The 15,023-nt window shown below is 61.7% G+C and carries 12 protein-coding genes; 2 read left to right on the top strand and 10 right to left on the bottom strand.

Annotation, left to right across the window (positions count from 1 at the left end; all coding sequences use genetic code 11):
- Positions 1-124: 124 nt before the first annotated feature.
- The 10 genes from ACVC5H_RS14520 to rpsB all read right to left on the bottom strand — a co-directional run bounded on the left by ACVC5H_RS14520 (position 125) and on the right by rpsB (position 11,084).
- Positions 125-634 carry an OmpH/Skp family outer membrane protein gene (locus ACVC5H_RS14520; protein ID WP_489618552.1) on the bottom strand — a complete coding sequence of 170 codons (510 nt, stop codon included), beginning with the start codon at positions 632-634 and terminating at the stop codon, positions 125-127.
- Between the two features lie 45 nt (positions 635-679).
- Positions 680-3,061 carry an outer membrane protein assembly factor BamA gene (bamA, locus tag ACVC5H_RS14525; RefSeq protein WP_489618553.1) on the bottom strand — a complete coding sequence of 794 codons (2,382 nt, stop codon included), beginning with the start codon at positions 3,059-3,061 and terminating at the stop codon, positions 680-682.
- 199 nt (positions 3,062-3,260) lie between these two features.
- Positions 3,261-4,634 carry an RIP metalloprotease RseP gene (rseP, locus tag ACVC5H_RS14530; protein ID WP_489618554.1) on the bottom strand — a complete coding sequence of 458 codons (1,374 nt, stop codon included), beginning with the start codon at positions 4,632-4,634 and terminating at the stop codon, positions 3,261-3,263.
- Entirely contained in the window at positions 4,631-5,803 is a 1,173-nt protein-coding gene (gene ispC, locus ACVC5H_RS14535; RefSeq protein WP_489618555.1) for a 1-deoxy-D-xylulose-5-phosphate reductoisomerase, read from the bottom strand. Before ispC ends, rseP begins: the two co-directional genes overlap by 4 nt.
- A 26-nt stretch (positions 5,804-5,829) precedes the next feature.
- Positions 5,830-6,657: a phosphatidate cytidylyltransferase gene (locus ACVC5H_RS14540; RefSeq protein WP_489618556.1), complete on the bottom strand. Its 828-nt coding sequence runs from the start codon at positions 6,655-6,657 to the stop codon at positions 5,830-5,832.
- Positions 6,657-7,415 carry a polyprenyl diphosphate synthase gene (uppS, locus tag ACVC5H_RS14545; protein WP_489618557.1) on the bottom strand — a complete coding sequence of 253 codons (759 nt, stop codon included), beginning with the start codon at positions 7,413-7,415 and terminating at the stop codon, positions 6,657-6,659. Before uppS ends, ACVC5H_RS14540 begins: the two co-directional genes overlap by 1 nt.
- Before the next feature lie 202 nt (positions 7,416-7,617).
- On the bottom strand, positions 7,618-8,178 hold the full coding sequence (gene frr, locus ACVC5H_RS14550; RefSeq protein WP_489618558.1) for a ribosome recycling factor: 561 nt from the start codon (positions 8,176-8,178) through the stop codon (positions 7,618-7,620).
- A gap of 126 nt (positions 8,179-8,304) precedes the next feature.
- Entirely contained in the window at positions 8,305-9,021 is a 717-nt protein-coding gene (gene pyrH, locus ACVC5H_RS14555) for a UMP kinase (RefSeq protein ID WP_489618559.1), read from the bottom strand.
- A 298-nt stretch (positions 9,022-9,319) separates the two neighbouring features.
- Positions 9,320-10,207: a translation elongation factor Ts gene (tsf, locus tag ACVC5H_RS14560; RefSeq protein WP_489618560.1), complete on the bottom strand. Its 888-nt coding sequence runs from the start codon at positions 10,205-10,207 to the stop codon at positions 9,320-9,322.
- 136 nt (positions 10,208-10,343) lie between these two features.
- On the bottom strand, positions 10,344-11,084 hold the full coding sequence (rpsB, locus tag ACVC5H_RS14565) for a 30S ribosomal protein S2 (RefSeq protein ID WP_489618561.1): 741 nt from the start codon (positions 11,082-11,084) through the stop codon (positions 10,344-10,346).
- Positions 11,085-11,436: 352 nt separating this feature from the next.
- Here rpsB and map point away from each other — a divergent pair, with 352 nt between their 5' ends.
- A complete protein-coding gene (gene map, locus ACVC5H_RS14570) occupies positions 11,437-12,261 on the top strand; it encodes a type I methionyl aminopeptidase (protein ID WP_489618562.1) in 825 nt (274 codons plus the stop codon).
- 146 nt (positions 12,262-12,407) lie between these two features.
- Positions 12,408-14,960, top strand: coding sequence for a [protein-PII] uridylyltransferase (locus tag ACVC5H_RS14575; protein WP_489618563.1), 2,553 nt, complete (start codon positions 12,408-12,410; stop codon positions 14,958-14,960).
- Positions 14,961-15,023 lie beyond the last annotated feature (63 nt).

Below are 15,023 nucleotides of genomic sequence, written 5' to 3' on the forward strand. Positions count from 1 at the left end.
GCTTTTCCGTATGATAGGCGTTGCTTGGTGTGACGGTAAAACAAAGGCCACCAGCATGGCAGCCCCTGAAGCGACATGCGGGCGCAGGGTGTTGCCACCCTGCGCCCGCACGGCAATACGGCAATTACTTGGCCAGTTCCTTGAGCACCTTGTCGGTGATGTCGATGCGCTTGGAAGCATAGACGGCTTCCTGGAAGACGATATCGTACTTCTCGGCTTCGGCGATCTGGCGGATCACCTTGTTGGTGCGTTCCAGGACCACGGCCAGTTCCTCGTTGCGGCGCTGGTTCAGGTCTTCGCGGAATTCGCGCTGCTTGCGCTGGAATTCCTTGTCCAGATCGGACAGGTCGCGCTGGCGCTTGGCGCGGTCGGAGTCCGACAGCACGGCAGCATCCTTGTCCAGCTTGTCGGACTGGGCCTTCAGGCGTGCGGCCATGTCTTGCAGGTCACGGTCGCGCTTGGCGAACTCGGCTTCCAGCTTGGCCTGGGCTGCCTTGGCAGGCGCCGCTTCGCGGAAGATGCGCTCGGTGCTCACGAAAGCGATTTTGGAGCTTTCCTGCGCGTGGGCAGGGGCAAAGCTCAACAGGCAGGCCGCCATCACGAGGGTCTGCAGGGACAGGAACGATTTGGTCATGAACTTCAAGATTACTCTCCGTATTACGAATCAATGATGACCGCTTTAGAAGCCGGTACCCAGTTGGAACTGGAAGGTTTGAGACTTGTCACCCGCCTTCAGGTTCAATGGCTTGCCGAAGCTGAGCTTGAGCGGGCCAATCGGCGACACCCAGCTGATACCGACACCGGCCGAGTAGCGCAGGTCGTTCAACTTGATGTTCTCGCCATCGGCGAAGACGTTGCCGCCGTCAAAGAAGGTGAACCAGCGCAGCGTGCGGTCCTGGCCCGAGCCCGGGAACGGGAACTGCAGTTCGGCATTGCCGTACAGACGCGAAGCGCCGCCCATGGAGTCACCGTACTGGTCCTTGAGGCTACCCAGCGAGGAAGCTTCGTAGCCACGGACGGTGCCGATACCGCCGGCATAGTAGTTCTTGAACACCGGATAGGGCTTGCCGCCCATGCCGCGGCCGTAATCCACTTCACCATTCAGGGCCAGGGTCACGGCCTTGCTGAAGAAGGGCTGGAAGTACTGGTGCTGGTAGCTGGCGCGGTAGTACTTCAGGGTGCCCACGTAGGACACCTCGAAATTGGCGCGCTGATAGCGGCCGGTGGTCGGCACCAGGGCAGAGTCACGGCCGTCACGCTGCCACGCGACGGTCAGCGGGATACTGGTGGTACGGGCGCTGCCGATGCCGCAAGTGGTCGTAGAGGACGTATCGGTCACATCGCAACCGGAACCGCCGGCGCCGCCGAAATCTCGCACGTACTGGCGATAGAGCGTCGGGCTGGTGCTGTCGGTGTAGACGGTGGTGTTTTCGACCCCCACACCAAAGAACACACGATCCAGTTCAGAGAACGGGACACCAAACTTGACACTGCCACCAAGAGTTCTGACCTTGTAATCACCGGTGGCGTACACCGACGGACGAACGGTACGCAGGTAGACTTCGTAAGTACGGCTGATGCCGTCATCGGTGAAGTACGGATTGGTGGTCGACAGCGAGATCGTGCGATAGCGCGAGCTGGTATTGACCTCGAGACCCACGGTATTGCCGCTGCCGAAGGCGTTTTCCTGCGAGATCGAGCCGGTCAGGCTGACCTTGTCCGATTGCGAGAAGCCGGCACCGATCATGATGTTGCCGGTCGGCTTTTCTTCGACCTTCATGTTCACATCCACCTGGTCGCTGGTGCCCGGCACTTCAGGCGTGTCGACGGTGACTTCCTTGAAGTAGCCCAGACGGTCCACGCGGTCGCGGGAGAGCTTGATCTTCTCGCCGTCGTACCAGGAATCCTCGAACTGGCGGAATTCGCGGCGGATCACTTCATCGCGGGTCTTGGTGTTGCCGGCGATGTTGACGTGGCGCACGTACACGCGCTTGCCCGGGTCGATCATGATGGTGAAGGCAACTTCCTTCTTCTCACGGTCCACGTTGGGGTTGGCGTTGACGTTGGCGAAGGCGTAACCGAAGTTGCCCAGGCGCTCGCCGATCTTCTTGGTGCTGTCGGTGAGCTTGGCGCCGGAATAGACGTCGCCCTTCTTGAGCTGCACCAGCTTGGCCAGTTCCGGCTCCATGCCGAACATCTCGCCTTCCAGCTTGATGTCGGAGACGGTGTACTTCTCGCCTTCCTTGATGTTGACTGTGATGTAGATGTCTTTCTTGTCAGGCGTGATCGACACCTGGGTCGACTCGACCTGCATTTCCAGATAGCCGCGGTCCAGGTAGTAGGAGCGCAGGGTTTCGATGTCGCCCTGCAGCTTTTCCTTGGAGTACTGGTCGGCCTTGGTGTACCAGGTGAACCAGCCCGGCGTGGTCAGCTTGATCTGATCGCGCAGGGTGCTGTCGGAGAAGACCTTGTTGCCGACAAAGTTGATCTGCTTGATGCGCGAAACTTCACCCTCGTCCACCGCAAAGGTGATGGCCACGCGATTGCGTTCCACCGGGGTGACGGTGGTGGACACCTTGGCGCCATACAGGCCGCGCGAGAGGTATTGGCGCTTGAGTTCCTGTTCGGCGCGATCGACCTGGGAACGGTCGAAGATGCGCGACTCGGCCACGCCGATTTCCTTGAGGGCCTTGGTCAGTTGCTCCTTGTCGAATTCCTTGATGCCGGAGAAGTCGACGCTGGCGATGGCCGGACGCTCGACCACCTGCACCACCAGCACGTCGCCTTCGGCTTCGATGCGCACGTCACGGAAGAAACCGGTGGCGTACAGTGCCTTGATGGCGGCCGTGGCCTTTTCATCGTTGAAGGTATCGCCCACGCGCACCGGCAGGTAGCTGAAGACGGTGCCGGCTTCAGTACGCTGGATGCCTTCGACGCGAATGTCCTTGACCACGAACGGCGTGATCGCCATGGCCTGGCTGGAGCACAGGGCAAAGGCGGCGGCGGCGATCAGGCGACGGGAGAAAGTCGGAATGGGATGTTGCGCAGGGTGTAATTTCATCTATCGTTCATCAACAGTTTTTCGCCGCGGCTCTGCCTGACATGATGCTGGTAAGCAATTGAAAACGGATGCTTGATCCATTGCCAATTGCTTAACAACTGCCATCGGGGTTGGCCGGCAAATGTAAAAAATCCGGTCTTTCTCGCCGCCCCGCCGCGTTCTTGCTCACTTGCTCGCCGGGGCCGGCATCAGGCCGGATTCATCCTTGGAACATCAGTCGCACGATATCGTTGAATGCAGCAACGAGCATCAGCGCCATCAGTAATCCCAGGCCGGCGCGCTGCGCGATTTCCCCAAACCGCTCGGAAACGGGCCGCCCTGTCAAAATCTCCAGCGCATAATACAGCAAATGACCGCCGTCTAAAACCGGGATTGGTAACAGATTCATCACTCCCAGGCTGATACTGATGAAGGCCAGGAAGCTCAGATAGCTCACCAGACCCACGCGGGCGGTCTGTCCTGCATAGTCGGCGATGGTGATGGGGCCGGTGATGTTCTTCAGCGAAACCTGGCCGACGATCATCTTGCCGATCATCTTGACGGTCATCGCGCTGGTATCCCAGGTACGCTGCGCGCCCTTGGCCACGGCCGTCAGCGGATCGTCGCTCACGGTGGCCATCTCGGGTGCCAGCGGCACTTCGACCTTGATGCGGCCGATGCGCTTGCCGGTTTCACCCTCTTCCACCGTGTCTGGCGTGACCCGTGCCTCGAAGGTGGTGTTACCGCGCAGCCCCTGCAGCAGCAGCGTCTTGCCGGCCGACTCGCGCACCTTCTCGACGAAGGCCAGACCGTCCTGCACGGGCAGGCCATCAATGGCAGTGATGTGGTCGCCCGTCTGCAAACCGGCCGCCTTGGCCGGTCCATCGAGGATCTTGCCCATGATCGCGGGCGGACGCGCCAAGGCCAGCCCCAGCTTGGCCAGGAAGTCCCCCTCCAGCTCATTGCTGCCGATGCCGGCAAGGCGCAGGGTCACGGTATCGAGCAGCTTGCCATTGCCGGAGGGATTGGGACGCTCGATGTCGAGCCGGGCATCGGCCTTTTCCAGCACCAGTTGCATCAGCTTCCAGCGCACTTCGGACCAGACCTGCACCGGGGTGCCATTGATGGCGGTAATGCGGTCACCCGCGCGCAGGCCGGCCTGATAGGCTGCGCTCTGCTGAGCGGCCGCACGCAGCACGGGGACCGGCTCGGGCACGCCATGCATGTAAAGTCCGGCAAAGAGAGCAATGGCCAGCAGGAAATTGGCAATCGGACCGGCTGCCACGATGGCGATCCGGCGCCAGACCGACTGGCGGGTGAACTCGCGCTGCAGATCGGCCTCGGAAATCTCCTCCATGGACTGCTCGCGGGCGTCCAGCATCTTCACATAGCCGCCCAGCGGCAAGATGGAAATCGCCCATTCGGTCTGGTCCCGGCCAAAGCGGCGCGACCAGATCACCCGGCCCATGCCCACCGAGAAGCGCAACACCTTCACACCGCACCAGCGCGCCACCAGGTAATGCCCCAGCTCATGGACCACCACTAGGGTGCCCAGGGCAACGAAGAAAGCGATCAGGGTATGCAGCAGATTCATCGTGAAATCAGGGCACTGGCGAGGTCACGCGCCTGCCGGTCCTGGTCCAGCAAGGCCGTGATGTCGTCGGCTTGCCGGTTGGGAATGGCGGACATGACTTCTTGGATCAGGGGAGCGATCTTCCCGAAGCCGATGCGGCCATCGAGGAAGGCTTGCACGGCGACTTCATTGGCGGCATTGAGGATGGCCGCCAGCGTACCGCCGGCTCGCAGGGCATCATACGCCAGTTTCAGGCAGGGGAAGCGCTGATAGTCGGGCGGCAAGAAGGACAATTGGGCGATCTGGGCCAGATCCAGCGGCGCCACGCCCGAGGCGATACGCTCCGGATAGGCCAGTGCGTTGGCAATGGGGGTACGCATGTCGGGATTGCCCAGCTGCGCCAGCACCGAGCCATCGGCATAAGAGACCATGGAATGGATCACGCTCTGCGGATGGATCACCACCTCGATCTTGTCTGCCGGCGCGCCGAAGAGCCAGTGCGCCTCGATCACCTCCAGCCCCTTGTTCATCATGGTGGCCGAATCCACCGAGATCTTGCGACCCATCACCCACTTGGGATGGGCCACGGCCTCTTCCACGGTCACCTGATCGAGCGTGCTCACGTCGCGGTGAAGGAAGGGTCCGCCGGAAGCCGTCAGCAGGATCTTTTCGACCCCATGGGCGGCCATCGAACGGGTATAGCCGGCCGGCAGGCACTGGAAGATGGCATTGTGTTCGCTATCGATGGGCAAGAGGCTGGCGCCATGCGCCTGTACCGCATCCATGAGCAACTGGCCGGAGATGACCAGCGCCTCCTTGTTGGCCAGCAGGATCTTCTTGCCGGCACGGGCCGCCGCCAGCGTGGACGCCAGTCCGGCCGCCCCGACGATGGCCGCCATGACCATATCGCAGCCGTCAGCGGCCGCGATGTCGCACAAGGCTTGCGGACCATGGGCCACTTCCGTGGCCAGGTTGGCGGCGCGCAGCAAAGCCTGCAATTGCGCCGCCGCCTCGGCCGTGCCGACCACCGCCACCTGCGGGCGGAAGCGCTGGCATTGCTCGGCCAATTCGGCCACGCGCGCATGGGCACTGAGGGCAAAGACACGATAACGGTCGGGGTGGCGGGCCACCACGTCCAGCGTGGACACGCCGATGGAACCGGTGGAGCCGAGAATGCTGATGGACTGCATGGAATTTCCAGGAGGAAAGCGGCGGCTCAGGCAGCCGCCAGCCAGAGGTCGACCAGCGCTGCCAGCGGCAGCACCGGAATGAGCGCATCGATACGGTCGAGCACGCCGCCGTGGCCGGGCAGCAGGTTGCTGCTGTCCTTCATGCCGGCGCGGCGCTTCAACTGCGACTCGAACAGATCGCCCACCACGCTGGCCGCCACCATCAGGCTGAGAATGCCGACGAAGCCACCCCAGCCCCAGCGACTGTAGAGGTGATATTGGAAGGTTTCTCCTCCGCTCAAGGACATGGCCACCGCGGCCGAGATCACCAGCACGGCCAGCCAGCCGCCGATGGCACCTTCCCAGGACTTGCCCGGGGAAATGGTCGGTGCCAGCTTGTGGCGGCCGAAGCCCTTGCCGGAGAAATAAGCGCCGATGTCCGCCACCCAGACCACGGCCATCACCGACAGCAGGTACAGCGGCGAATGCTGGAACAGGTCCACGATGGCGACGAAGCAGCCGAGAATGGAGAGCATGTAAGTGCCATTGAGCAGGCGATTGCCGAACGCCTCGATCCTGGGCAAGCCCAGGCCCAGCGCCGGCACGAAGCGCAGCGCCCACAGCAGCACGCACAGCACGTAAAGCGCGCGCACGCTGGGCAGGCCCGAGAAGAACAGGATCACGCTGAAAAGCAGCGTCCACACCACTGCCCACAGGGTCGGGCGGGGACTCTTGAAGAGACGGAAGCATTCCCAGGCGCCAGCGGCGAAAAACACCAGCACGGCCATCGCAAAGGCCGGGAAATAACCGAAATACAGGATGGGCAACAAGATTGCCAGCAGGATCAACGCCGTGATGACACGCGTCTTGAGCATCAGGAAGCCTTTTTCTGGTCCAGCACCTGGGCGCTGGTGCGCCCGAAGCGGCGCTCGCGTTGTTGATAGGAGCCGATCGCCTGGTCCAGTGCCTTGGCATCGAAATCGGGCCAGTAGGTCTCGGTGAAGTACAGCTCGCTATAGGCCAGCTGCCACAACAGGAAATTGGAGATACGCTGCTCGCCGCCGGTGCGGATGAACAGGTCGGGCTCAGGAGCGTAGGCCATGGCCAGGTAGGGAGCCAGCTCCTCTTCGGTGTAGCCGGTGGCGCCCGGCTTGTCCTTGACCATCTTCGAGACGGCCTGCATGACATCCCAGCGGCCGCCATAATTGGCGCAGACGGTGAGCGTCAGGCGGCTGTTGCCGGCGGTCTGCTCTTCGGCCTTGATGGCCATCTCCTGCAATTTGGGATCGAAACGGCTCATGTCACCGACGATGCGCAGGCGGATGCCATTGTTGGCCATCTTGCCCACTTCGCGCTCCAGCACCGTCATGAACAGGCGCATGAGCACCGACACTTCGTCGGCAGGACGGCGCCAGTTCTCGGAGCTGAAGGCAAACAGGGTCAGAAATTCGATGCCGCGCTCAGCGCAGGCCTCGACGATGGACCGCACGGCATCCACGCCCTTGGCATGCCCGGCCACGCGCGGCAGGAAACGCTTGGTCGCCCAACGACCGTTGCCGTCCATGATGATGGCAACATGGCGCGGAACCGCGGAAGTCTCCGGAACCGCAAGAGTTGAGCTTTGATGCTTCATGTAAATGATTTATTACTTTTCCGTACACGGGACAGCGAAGCGCAACATGGTAACGGGCGGCGGCCGCTTTGACAAACCGGCCTGCCTGCTTCCGCAATTTTCCCCATTGCCTCTCCCACTCCCCCCTGCACTTTTGCTGTCTTCGACTTGTTCGTGCAGCGCGGCCGCCATGGCAGCCGCGCGTGGGCCCTGCAGGGACGGCTTACACCGTCATCACTTCCTTTTCCTTCTCGGCGACCATCTTGTCGATGTCGGCGACGAACTTGTCGGTCAGCTTCTGGATCTCGTCCTGGCCGCGGCGCTCGTCGTCTTCCGAGGCGATCTTGTCCTTGACCAGCTTCTTCAAGCCTTCGTTGCCTTCGCGGCGGATGTTGCGCACGGCGATCTTGGCATCTTCGGCTTCGCTCTTGACCAGCTTGACCATTTCCTTGCGGCGCTCTTCGGTCAGCGCCGGCATCGGCACGCGGATCAGGTCGCCGTGGGTGGCCGGGTTCAGGCCCAGGTCGGCTTCACGGATGGCCTTTTCGATGACGGCAGCCATCTTCTTTTCGAAGGGCTGCACGCCGATGGTGCGGGCATCGATCAGGGTCAGGTTGGCGACCTGCGACAGACCGGTAGGCGAACCATAGTACTCGACCATGACCTGATCCAGCAGGCCGGTGTGAGCACGGCCGGTACGGACCTTGGCCAGGTTGGCCTTGAGGGTTTCGATGGACTTGGCCATCTTCTGTTCGGTATTTTTCTTGACGTCAGCGACACTCATGCTGCTCTCCTAACTGTGGTGCAATAACTTGGCTTGTCTTGATGGCAAATGCCTGAAAGACCGGCATTGTAAACGGGAATCCCGGCCTGCGGCCGGTTTCTGCACTGCAATATCGTTCAGATGTGATCAGACGTGAACCAGGGTACCCTCGTCGTCACCCATGACCACGCTTCTGAGCGCGCCCGGCTTGACGATGGAAAATACCTTGATCGGCAGCTTCTGGTCGCGGCACAGCGCAAAGGCTGTGGCATCCATCACTTGCAGGTGCTTGGCGATGGCTTCATCGAAGGAAATCGACTGGTAGCGGGTCGCGGCCGGATCCTTCTTGGGGTCGGCGGTGTAGACGCCATCGACCTTGGTGGCCTTGAGCACGATCTGGGCGCCGATTTCCGAACCACGCAGTGCAGCGGCGGTGTCGGTGGTGAAGAAGGGGTTGCCGGTACCGGCAGCAAACACCACGATCTTGCCTTCTTCCAGGTATTGCAGCGCCTTGGGGCGCACGTAGGGCTCGACCACCTGCTCGATGCCGATGGCCGACATCACGCGGGCGGTCAGGCCGGCCTGGCGCATGGCGTCGGCCAGGGCCAGCGAGTTCATGACGGTGGCCAGCATGCCCATGTAGTCGGCGGTCGCACGATCCATGCCCTGGGCGCCCGGCGCCACGCCGCGGAAGATGTTGCCGCCGCCAATCACGATGGCCAGTTCCACGCCCAGTTTGCTGATTTCTGCTACATCCGCGACCATGCGTTCGATGGTCGCGCGATTGATACCGTAGGCGTCGTCGCCCATCAGTGCTTCGCCGGAGAGTTTGAGGAGTACGCGCTTGTAAGCTGGTGTTGTCATTGCAGGGCTCCGTGTTCTTTCCGAGGTTGAATTACGTATTGACGCGCCGGCACTCGCTGTGACCCGACGAAATGGCGCGCTTTCGTCATCAGAGGGTAGCTCGAACGCATGAGGGGATGTACTGCTGCGCCTTGTTCTGTTGCTGGTATTGCTGATTGCTGCCGGTACTGCCTTGCCGCTCCTGCCTTCATCAGCGCCTGTCCCATGGGCGGCCCTGACTGTAGATGCAGCCGACCCCGAAAGTTCCCGGGCGCCGGCTTAAAAAAACGGGCCTCTCGGCCCGTTTTTCCTGCGACGCTTACTGAGCTTGTTTCGCTGCAGCCACTTGCGCTGCCACTTCGGCAGCGAAGTCGTCTTGCTTCTTCTCGATGCCCTCGCCCACCACGTACATGGCGAACGACTTGACGGTGGTATTGGCCGCCTTCAACATCTGTTCCACGCTTTGCTTGTCGTTCTTCACGAAAGCCTGGTTGAACAGCGAGACTTCCTTCAAGAACTTCTGCACCGAACCGTCCACCATCTTGGCAACGATATCAGCGGGCTTGCCGGATTCGGCAGCCTTCAGGGCGGCGACCGAACGTTCCTTCTCGATCAGGTCGGCCGGCACTTGCTCGGCCGACAGGGCGACCGGCTTCATGGCGGCGATGTGCATGGCCACGTCCTTGCCCACTTGCTCGTCGGCGCCGTCGAACTCGACGACCACGCCGATACGGGTGCCGTGCAGGTAGGAAGCCAGCTTGCCGGTGGTTTCGAAACGCTGGAAGCGGCGGAACGACATGTTCTCGCCGATGCGACCGATCAGTTCGGTGCGCAGTTCTTCCAGGGTCTTGCCGTCGGGCAGCTTGCAGGCGCCCAGGGCAGCCACGTCAGCCGGGTTCTGTTCGACCACCAGCTTGGCAGCGGCTTCGACCAGACCGATGAACTCGTCGTTCTTGGTCACGAAGTCGGTTTCGCAGTTCACTTCGACCAGGGCGCCGACGTTGCCAGCGATGTAGGTCGAGATCACGCCTTCTGCGGTGATGCGGGAAGAGGCCTTGGAAGCCTTGCTGCCCAGCTTGACGCGCAGGATTTCTTCGGCCTTGGCCATGTCGCCATCGGCTTCGGTCAGCGCCTTCTTGCATTCCATCATCGGCGCGTCGGTCTTCGCACGCAGATCGCCCACCATTGCTGCGGTAATTGCCGCCATACTTTTCTCCTGACTTGGAGGCATCCCGCATTTGCGGCATGCCTGAAACTCGAAAATTGAATCAAAAAAAAGGGGCCACTGCGTCACTACCCGCTGTTACCCCTTTTTGAACTACCGTACTACCGGAAGAGCAGAATCAAGCCTGCTCGACCTCGACGAATTCATCGCCCTTGACAGCTTCAACGACGTCATTGACGGCGTTGGCGCGGCCTTCCAGCACGGCGTCAGCCATGCCGCGAGCGTACAGAGCGATCGCCTTGGCGGAGTCGTCGTTACCCGGGATCACGTAGGTGACGCCTTCGGGCGAGTGGTTGGTATCGACCACGCCGATGACCGGGATGCCCAGCTTGGCGGCTTCGGTAATGGCGCCCTTGTGGTAGCCGACGTCGATGACGAAGATGGCGTCAGGAATGCCGCCCATGTCCTTGATGCCGCCGATGGCCTTCTGCAGCTTTTCCTGTTCACGGGTGAACAGCAGGGCTTCCTTCTTCGACAGCTTCTCGACCGAACCGTCTTCGATGGCAGCTTCCATGTCCTTCAGGCGCTTGATCGAGGTCTTGATGGTCTTGAAGTTGGTCAGCATGCCGCCCAGCCAGCGCTGGTCAACGTAGGGCACGCCAGCGCGTTGCGCTTCAGCGGCCAGGATTTCGCGGGCTTGACGCTTGGTGCCGACGAACAGGATGGTGCCGCGATTGGACGACAGCTGGCGCACGTACTTGACGGCTTCCTGGTACATGCCCAGGGTCTTTTCCAGGTTGACGATGTGAATCTTGTTGCGATGACCGAAAATGAAGGGGGCCATCTTGGGGTTCCAGAAGCGGGTTTGGTGACCGAAGTGGACACCGGCTTCCAGCATTTCGCGCATGGTAACGGACATGAATTTCTCCAGGGTTAGGTCTGGAATCCGCTCGGTCATCCGGCTCATGCAGCCGGACACCCTTTTAGCGAACGGATTCGCGTTTCAAAAGATTTTTACGACGGTTTTTACATCATTTATTGCCAAATTTGCATGAAGAATCATTCCGCACACCGCATTCGACAACCAATCTGTGGTTTTCAGATCAGCCCGGCATTCTACTCGACCCTACACTTTTGTTCAAGTAGCACATGAAGCCGGACTGCACAGTCAACGCCAGGCCCCACCGGGCCGCCCCGAGCGGGCAAAACAGAAACCACCCCTGTCGTCTATAATCCCGTCTTGACGATTTTCTAGCGAATTGCGATTCATCATGGGCAACATCACCATCAAGACCGCCGAAGACATCGAAGGCATGCGCGTGGCCGGCCGCCTGGCCGCCGAGGTGCTGGACTACATCACCCCCTTCGTGAAACCGGGCGTGACCACCGGCGAGATCGACCGCCTCTGCCACGAGTACATGACCAACGAGCAAGGCAGCATCCCGGCCCCGCTGAACTACTGCCCGCCGGGCTACACGCCCTACCCCAAGGCGATCTGCACGTCGTTGAACGACGTGATCTGCCACGGCATCCCCGGCGACAAGGTGATGAAGAACGGCGACGTCCTCAACATCGACGTCACCATCATCAAGAACGGCTACCACGGCGACACCAGCCGCATGTTCTTCCTGGGCGAGCCCTCCATCCTGGCGCGCCGCCTGACCGAGATCACCTATGAATGCATGTGGCTGGGCATTTCCAAGATCAAGCCGGGCGCGCATCTGGGCGACATCGGTCACGTCATCCAGCAGCACGCCGAAAAGGCCGGCTACAGCGTGGTGCGCGAATTCTGCGGTCACGGCATCGGCAAGGTGTTCCACGAAGAACCGCAGGTACTGCATTACGGCCGCCCCGGCACGCTGGAGAAGCTGGAAGCCGGCATGATCTTCACGGTGGAACCGATGATCAACGCCGGTCGCCGCGAAATCCGCGAAATGGGCGACGGCTGGACCATCAAGACCAAGGACCGCAGCCTGTCGGCGCAGTGGGAACATACCGTGCTGGTCACCGAAACCGGCTTCGAAGTGCTGACCGTCTCGCCCGGCATGCCGGCACCACCGGCCTTCATCCAGAACCAGGTCGCCACCCCGGCGTAATCCTGATGGCCGGAAATCTGTGCCCGCCCCTTCATGCGCACAGTTTCCGGCATGAAACCTGCTTGGGGCGCGAAGCCGCATGGGGATGCGGCTTTGTTCATATGGGCGCTGCCCCGCCGCCCTGCCTGCTCTGATTGCCTACCACGATGCCCACACTCGCCATCACGCTCAAGAAACAGCTCAAGGCCGCGCGCCAGCAAGCCATCGAGGTGTTCCAGTCCAATCACAAGACCGAGCAGTTGCTGGCGCAATTGCGCCGCAACGTCGACGAAGCCCTGACCCAGGCCTGGGAAGAACTGGGCATGTCCGGCAATGCCGCCCTGGTGGCAGTGGGCGGCTATGGCCGTGGCGAACTGTTCCCGCATTCGGACGTGGACGTGCTGATCCTGCTGGACCAGGCCCCGGACGCCGCCAAGAAGGAAAAGCTGGAATCCCTGGTGCAACTGTTCTGGGACATCGGCCTGGAAATCGGCCACAGCATCCGTACCATCGACGAATGCCTGGACGAATCCGCCGCCGACATCACGGTGCAGACCAGCCTCCTGGAAGCCCGCCTGGTGACCGGCAGCCGCGCCCTCTTCAAGCAGTTGCAGGAGCGCTACCAGGCCGCGCTGGACCCGCTGGCCTTCTTCCAGGCCAAGACCCTGGAAATGCGCCAGCGCCACATCAAATATGAAGACACGCCCTACAGCCTCGAACCCAACTGCAAGGAAAGCCCCGGCGGCCTGCGCGACCTGCAGGTAATCCTGTGGGTCGCCAAGGCGGCCGGCCTGGGCAACTCCTGGGCCGAACTGGCCGTGCATGGCATGCTGACCTCCACCGAGGCGCGCCAGCTGCGCCAGAAGGAACGTGCCTTCAAGGACATCCGCATCCGCCTGCACATCATCACCGACCGCCGCGAAGACCGGCTGGTGTTCGACATCCAGACCCAGCTTGCCGAAACCTTCGGCTTCAAGACCACCGACACGCGCCGCGCCAGCGAATACCTGATGCAGCGCTACTACTGGGCCGCCAAGGCGGTGACCCAACTGAACACCATCCTGCTGCAGAACATCGAAGCCCACCTCTTCCCGCAGCAGGCGGTGCCACGCCCGCTCACCGAGCGCTTCAACGAAGTCAACGGCTTTGTCGACATCGCCCATGACAAGGTGTTTGAAGAAACGCCATCGGCGATGTTCGAAGTCTTCCTGGTGCTGGCCGAGCATCCGGAACTCAAGGACATGTCCGCACGCACCCTGCGCGCGCTCTGGCATGCCCGCTTCAAGATCGACAATGCCTTCCGCGCCAATCCGGAGAATCACCGCCTGTTCATGCGGATCATCCAGAGCAAGCGCGGTATCCTCCACGCCCTGCGCGGGATGAATGCCACCAGCGTATTGGGGCGCTATCTGCCGAACTTCCGCCAGATCGTCGGGCAGATGCAGCATGACCTGTTCCATGTCTACACGGTGGACCAGCACATCCTGATGGTGGTGCGCAACGTGCGTCGCTTCACCATGAGCGAACACGCGCATGAATATCCCTTCTGCAGCCAGTTAATGGCCAACTTCGGCCAGCCCTGGGTGCTGTATGTGGCGGCGCTGTTCCACGACATCGCCAAGGGCCGTGGCGGCGATCACTCCAAGCTGGGCATGGCCGATGCGCGCGCCTTCTGCGAGCAGCATGGCATCTCGGAAGAAAATACCGAACTGATCGTCTTCCTGGTCGAGCAGCACCTGGCCATGTCGCACGTGGCGCAAAAGCAGGACATGTCGGACCCCGACGTCATCACCGCCTTCGCCCAGCTGGTCAAGGATGAGCGCCACCTGACCGCGCTCTACCTGCTGACGGTGGCCGACATCCGCGGCACCAGCCCCAAGGTCTGGAACGCCTGGAAAGGCAAGCTGCTCGAAGACCTCTACCGCATGACCCTGCGCGTGCTGGGCGGCGAAGCCCCCTCGGCCGACCGCGAACTGAAAAATACCCAGCAGGAAGCCATCAAGACCCTGCGCCTGTACGGCCTGCCGGCCGACGCCCACGAAGCGCTGTGGAAGCAGCTGGACGTGGCCTACTTCCTGCGCCACGACGCCTCCGACATCGCCTGGCAGACGCGCTGTTTCTACGACAAGGTGGAAACCGGCGTGCCGCTGGTGCGCTGCCGCCTCGCACCCATTGGCGAAGGGGTGCAGGTGGCGGTCTACACGCCCGACCGCCCCGACTTGTTTGCGCGCATCTGCAGCTATTTCGATGAAAAAAGCTTCAGCATCTTCGACGCCAAGATCCACACCACCCGCAACAACTATGCGCTGGATGCATTCCTGATCAATGCGCCGGTATTCGCCAAGAACTACCGCGACATCATCAACCTGATCGAGCACGAACTGAGTGCCCTGCTGCAATCCGACGCCCCGCTGCCACCGCCCTCCAAGGCCCGCCTGTCGCGCCTGTCGCGCACCTTCCCGGTCAATCCGGCGGTGGACCTGCGCCCGGATGAGCGCGGCCAGTATTACCTGCTGTCGGTCTCGGCCAATGACCGCGCCGGGCTGCTGTATTCGATCTCGAACGTGCTGGCCAAGTACCGCATCAACCTGCACACCGCCAAGGTGATGACCCTGGGCGAGCGGGTGGAAGACGTGTTCCTGATCGATGGCCCCGGCCTGTCCCAGCCGCGCAACCAGATCATGCTGGAAACCGAACTGCTGCAGACCCTGCGCATCTGACCCGCTTCACCCTGTCTGCGCTGCTGCCCATGTCTGGCGCGGCAGCGCGGCTGGCCGTACAAT

The sequence above is a fragment of the Herbaspirillum sp. Her3 genome, assembly GCF_057961275.1.

What these genes read in the sequence shown, in the direction of transcription:
- ACVC5H_RS14520 (WP_489618552.1), bottom strand. Translation starts at nt 634, where the DNA reads ATGACCAAATCGTTCCTGTCCCTGCAGACCCTCGTGATGGCGGCCTGC.
- bamA (WP_489618553.1), bottom strand. Translation starts at nt 3,061, where the DNA reads ATGAAATTACACCCTGCGCAACATCCCATTCCGACTTTCTCCCGTCGC.
- rseP (WP_489618554.1), bottom strand. Translation starts at nt 4,634, where the DNA reads ATGAATCTGCTGCATACCCTGATCGCTTTCTTCGTTGCCCTGGGCACC.
- ispC (WP_489618555.1), bottom strand. Translation starts at nt 5,803, where the DNA reads ATGCAGTCCATCAGCATTCTCGGCTCCACCGGTTCCATCGGCGTGTCC.
- ACVC5H_RS14540 (WP_489618556.1), bottom strand. Translation starts at nt 6,657, where the DNA reads ATGCTCAAGACGCGTGTCATCACGGCGTTGATCCTGCTGGCAATCTTG.
- uppS (WP_489618557.1), bottom strand. Translation starts at nt 7,415, where the DNA reads ATGAAGCATCAAAGCTCAACTCTTGCGGTTCCGGAGACTTCCGCGGTT.
- frr (WP_489618558.1), bottom strand. Translation starts at nt 8,178, where the DNA reads ATGAGTGTCGCTGACGTCAAGAAAAATACCGAACAGAAGATGGCCAAG.
- pyrH (WP_489618559.1), bottom strand. Translation starts at nt 9,021, where the DNA reads ATGACAACACCAGCTTACAAGCGCGTACTCCTCAAACTCTCCGGCGAA.
- tsf (WP_489618560.1), bottom strand. Translation starts at nt 10,207, where the DNA reads ATGGCGGCAATTACCGCAGCAATGGTGGGCGATCTGCGTGCGAAGACC.
- rpsB (WP_489618561.1), bottom strand. Translation starts at nt 11,084, where the DNA reads ATGTCCGTTACCATGCGCGAAATGCTGGAAGCCGGTGTCCACTTCGGT.
- map (WP_489618562.1), top strand. Translation starts at nt 11,437, where the DNA reads ATGGGCAACATCACCATCAAGACCGCCGAAGACATCGAAGGCATGCGC.
- ACVC5H_RS14575 (WP_489618563.1), top strand. Translation starts at nt 12,408, where the DNA reads ATGCCCACACTCGCCATCACGCTCAAGAAACAGCTCAAGGCCGCGCGC.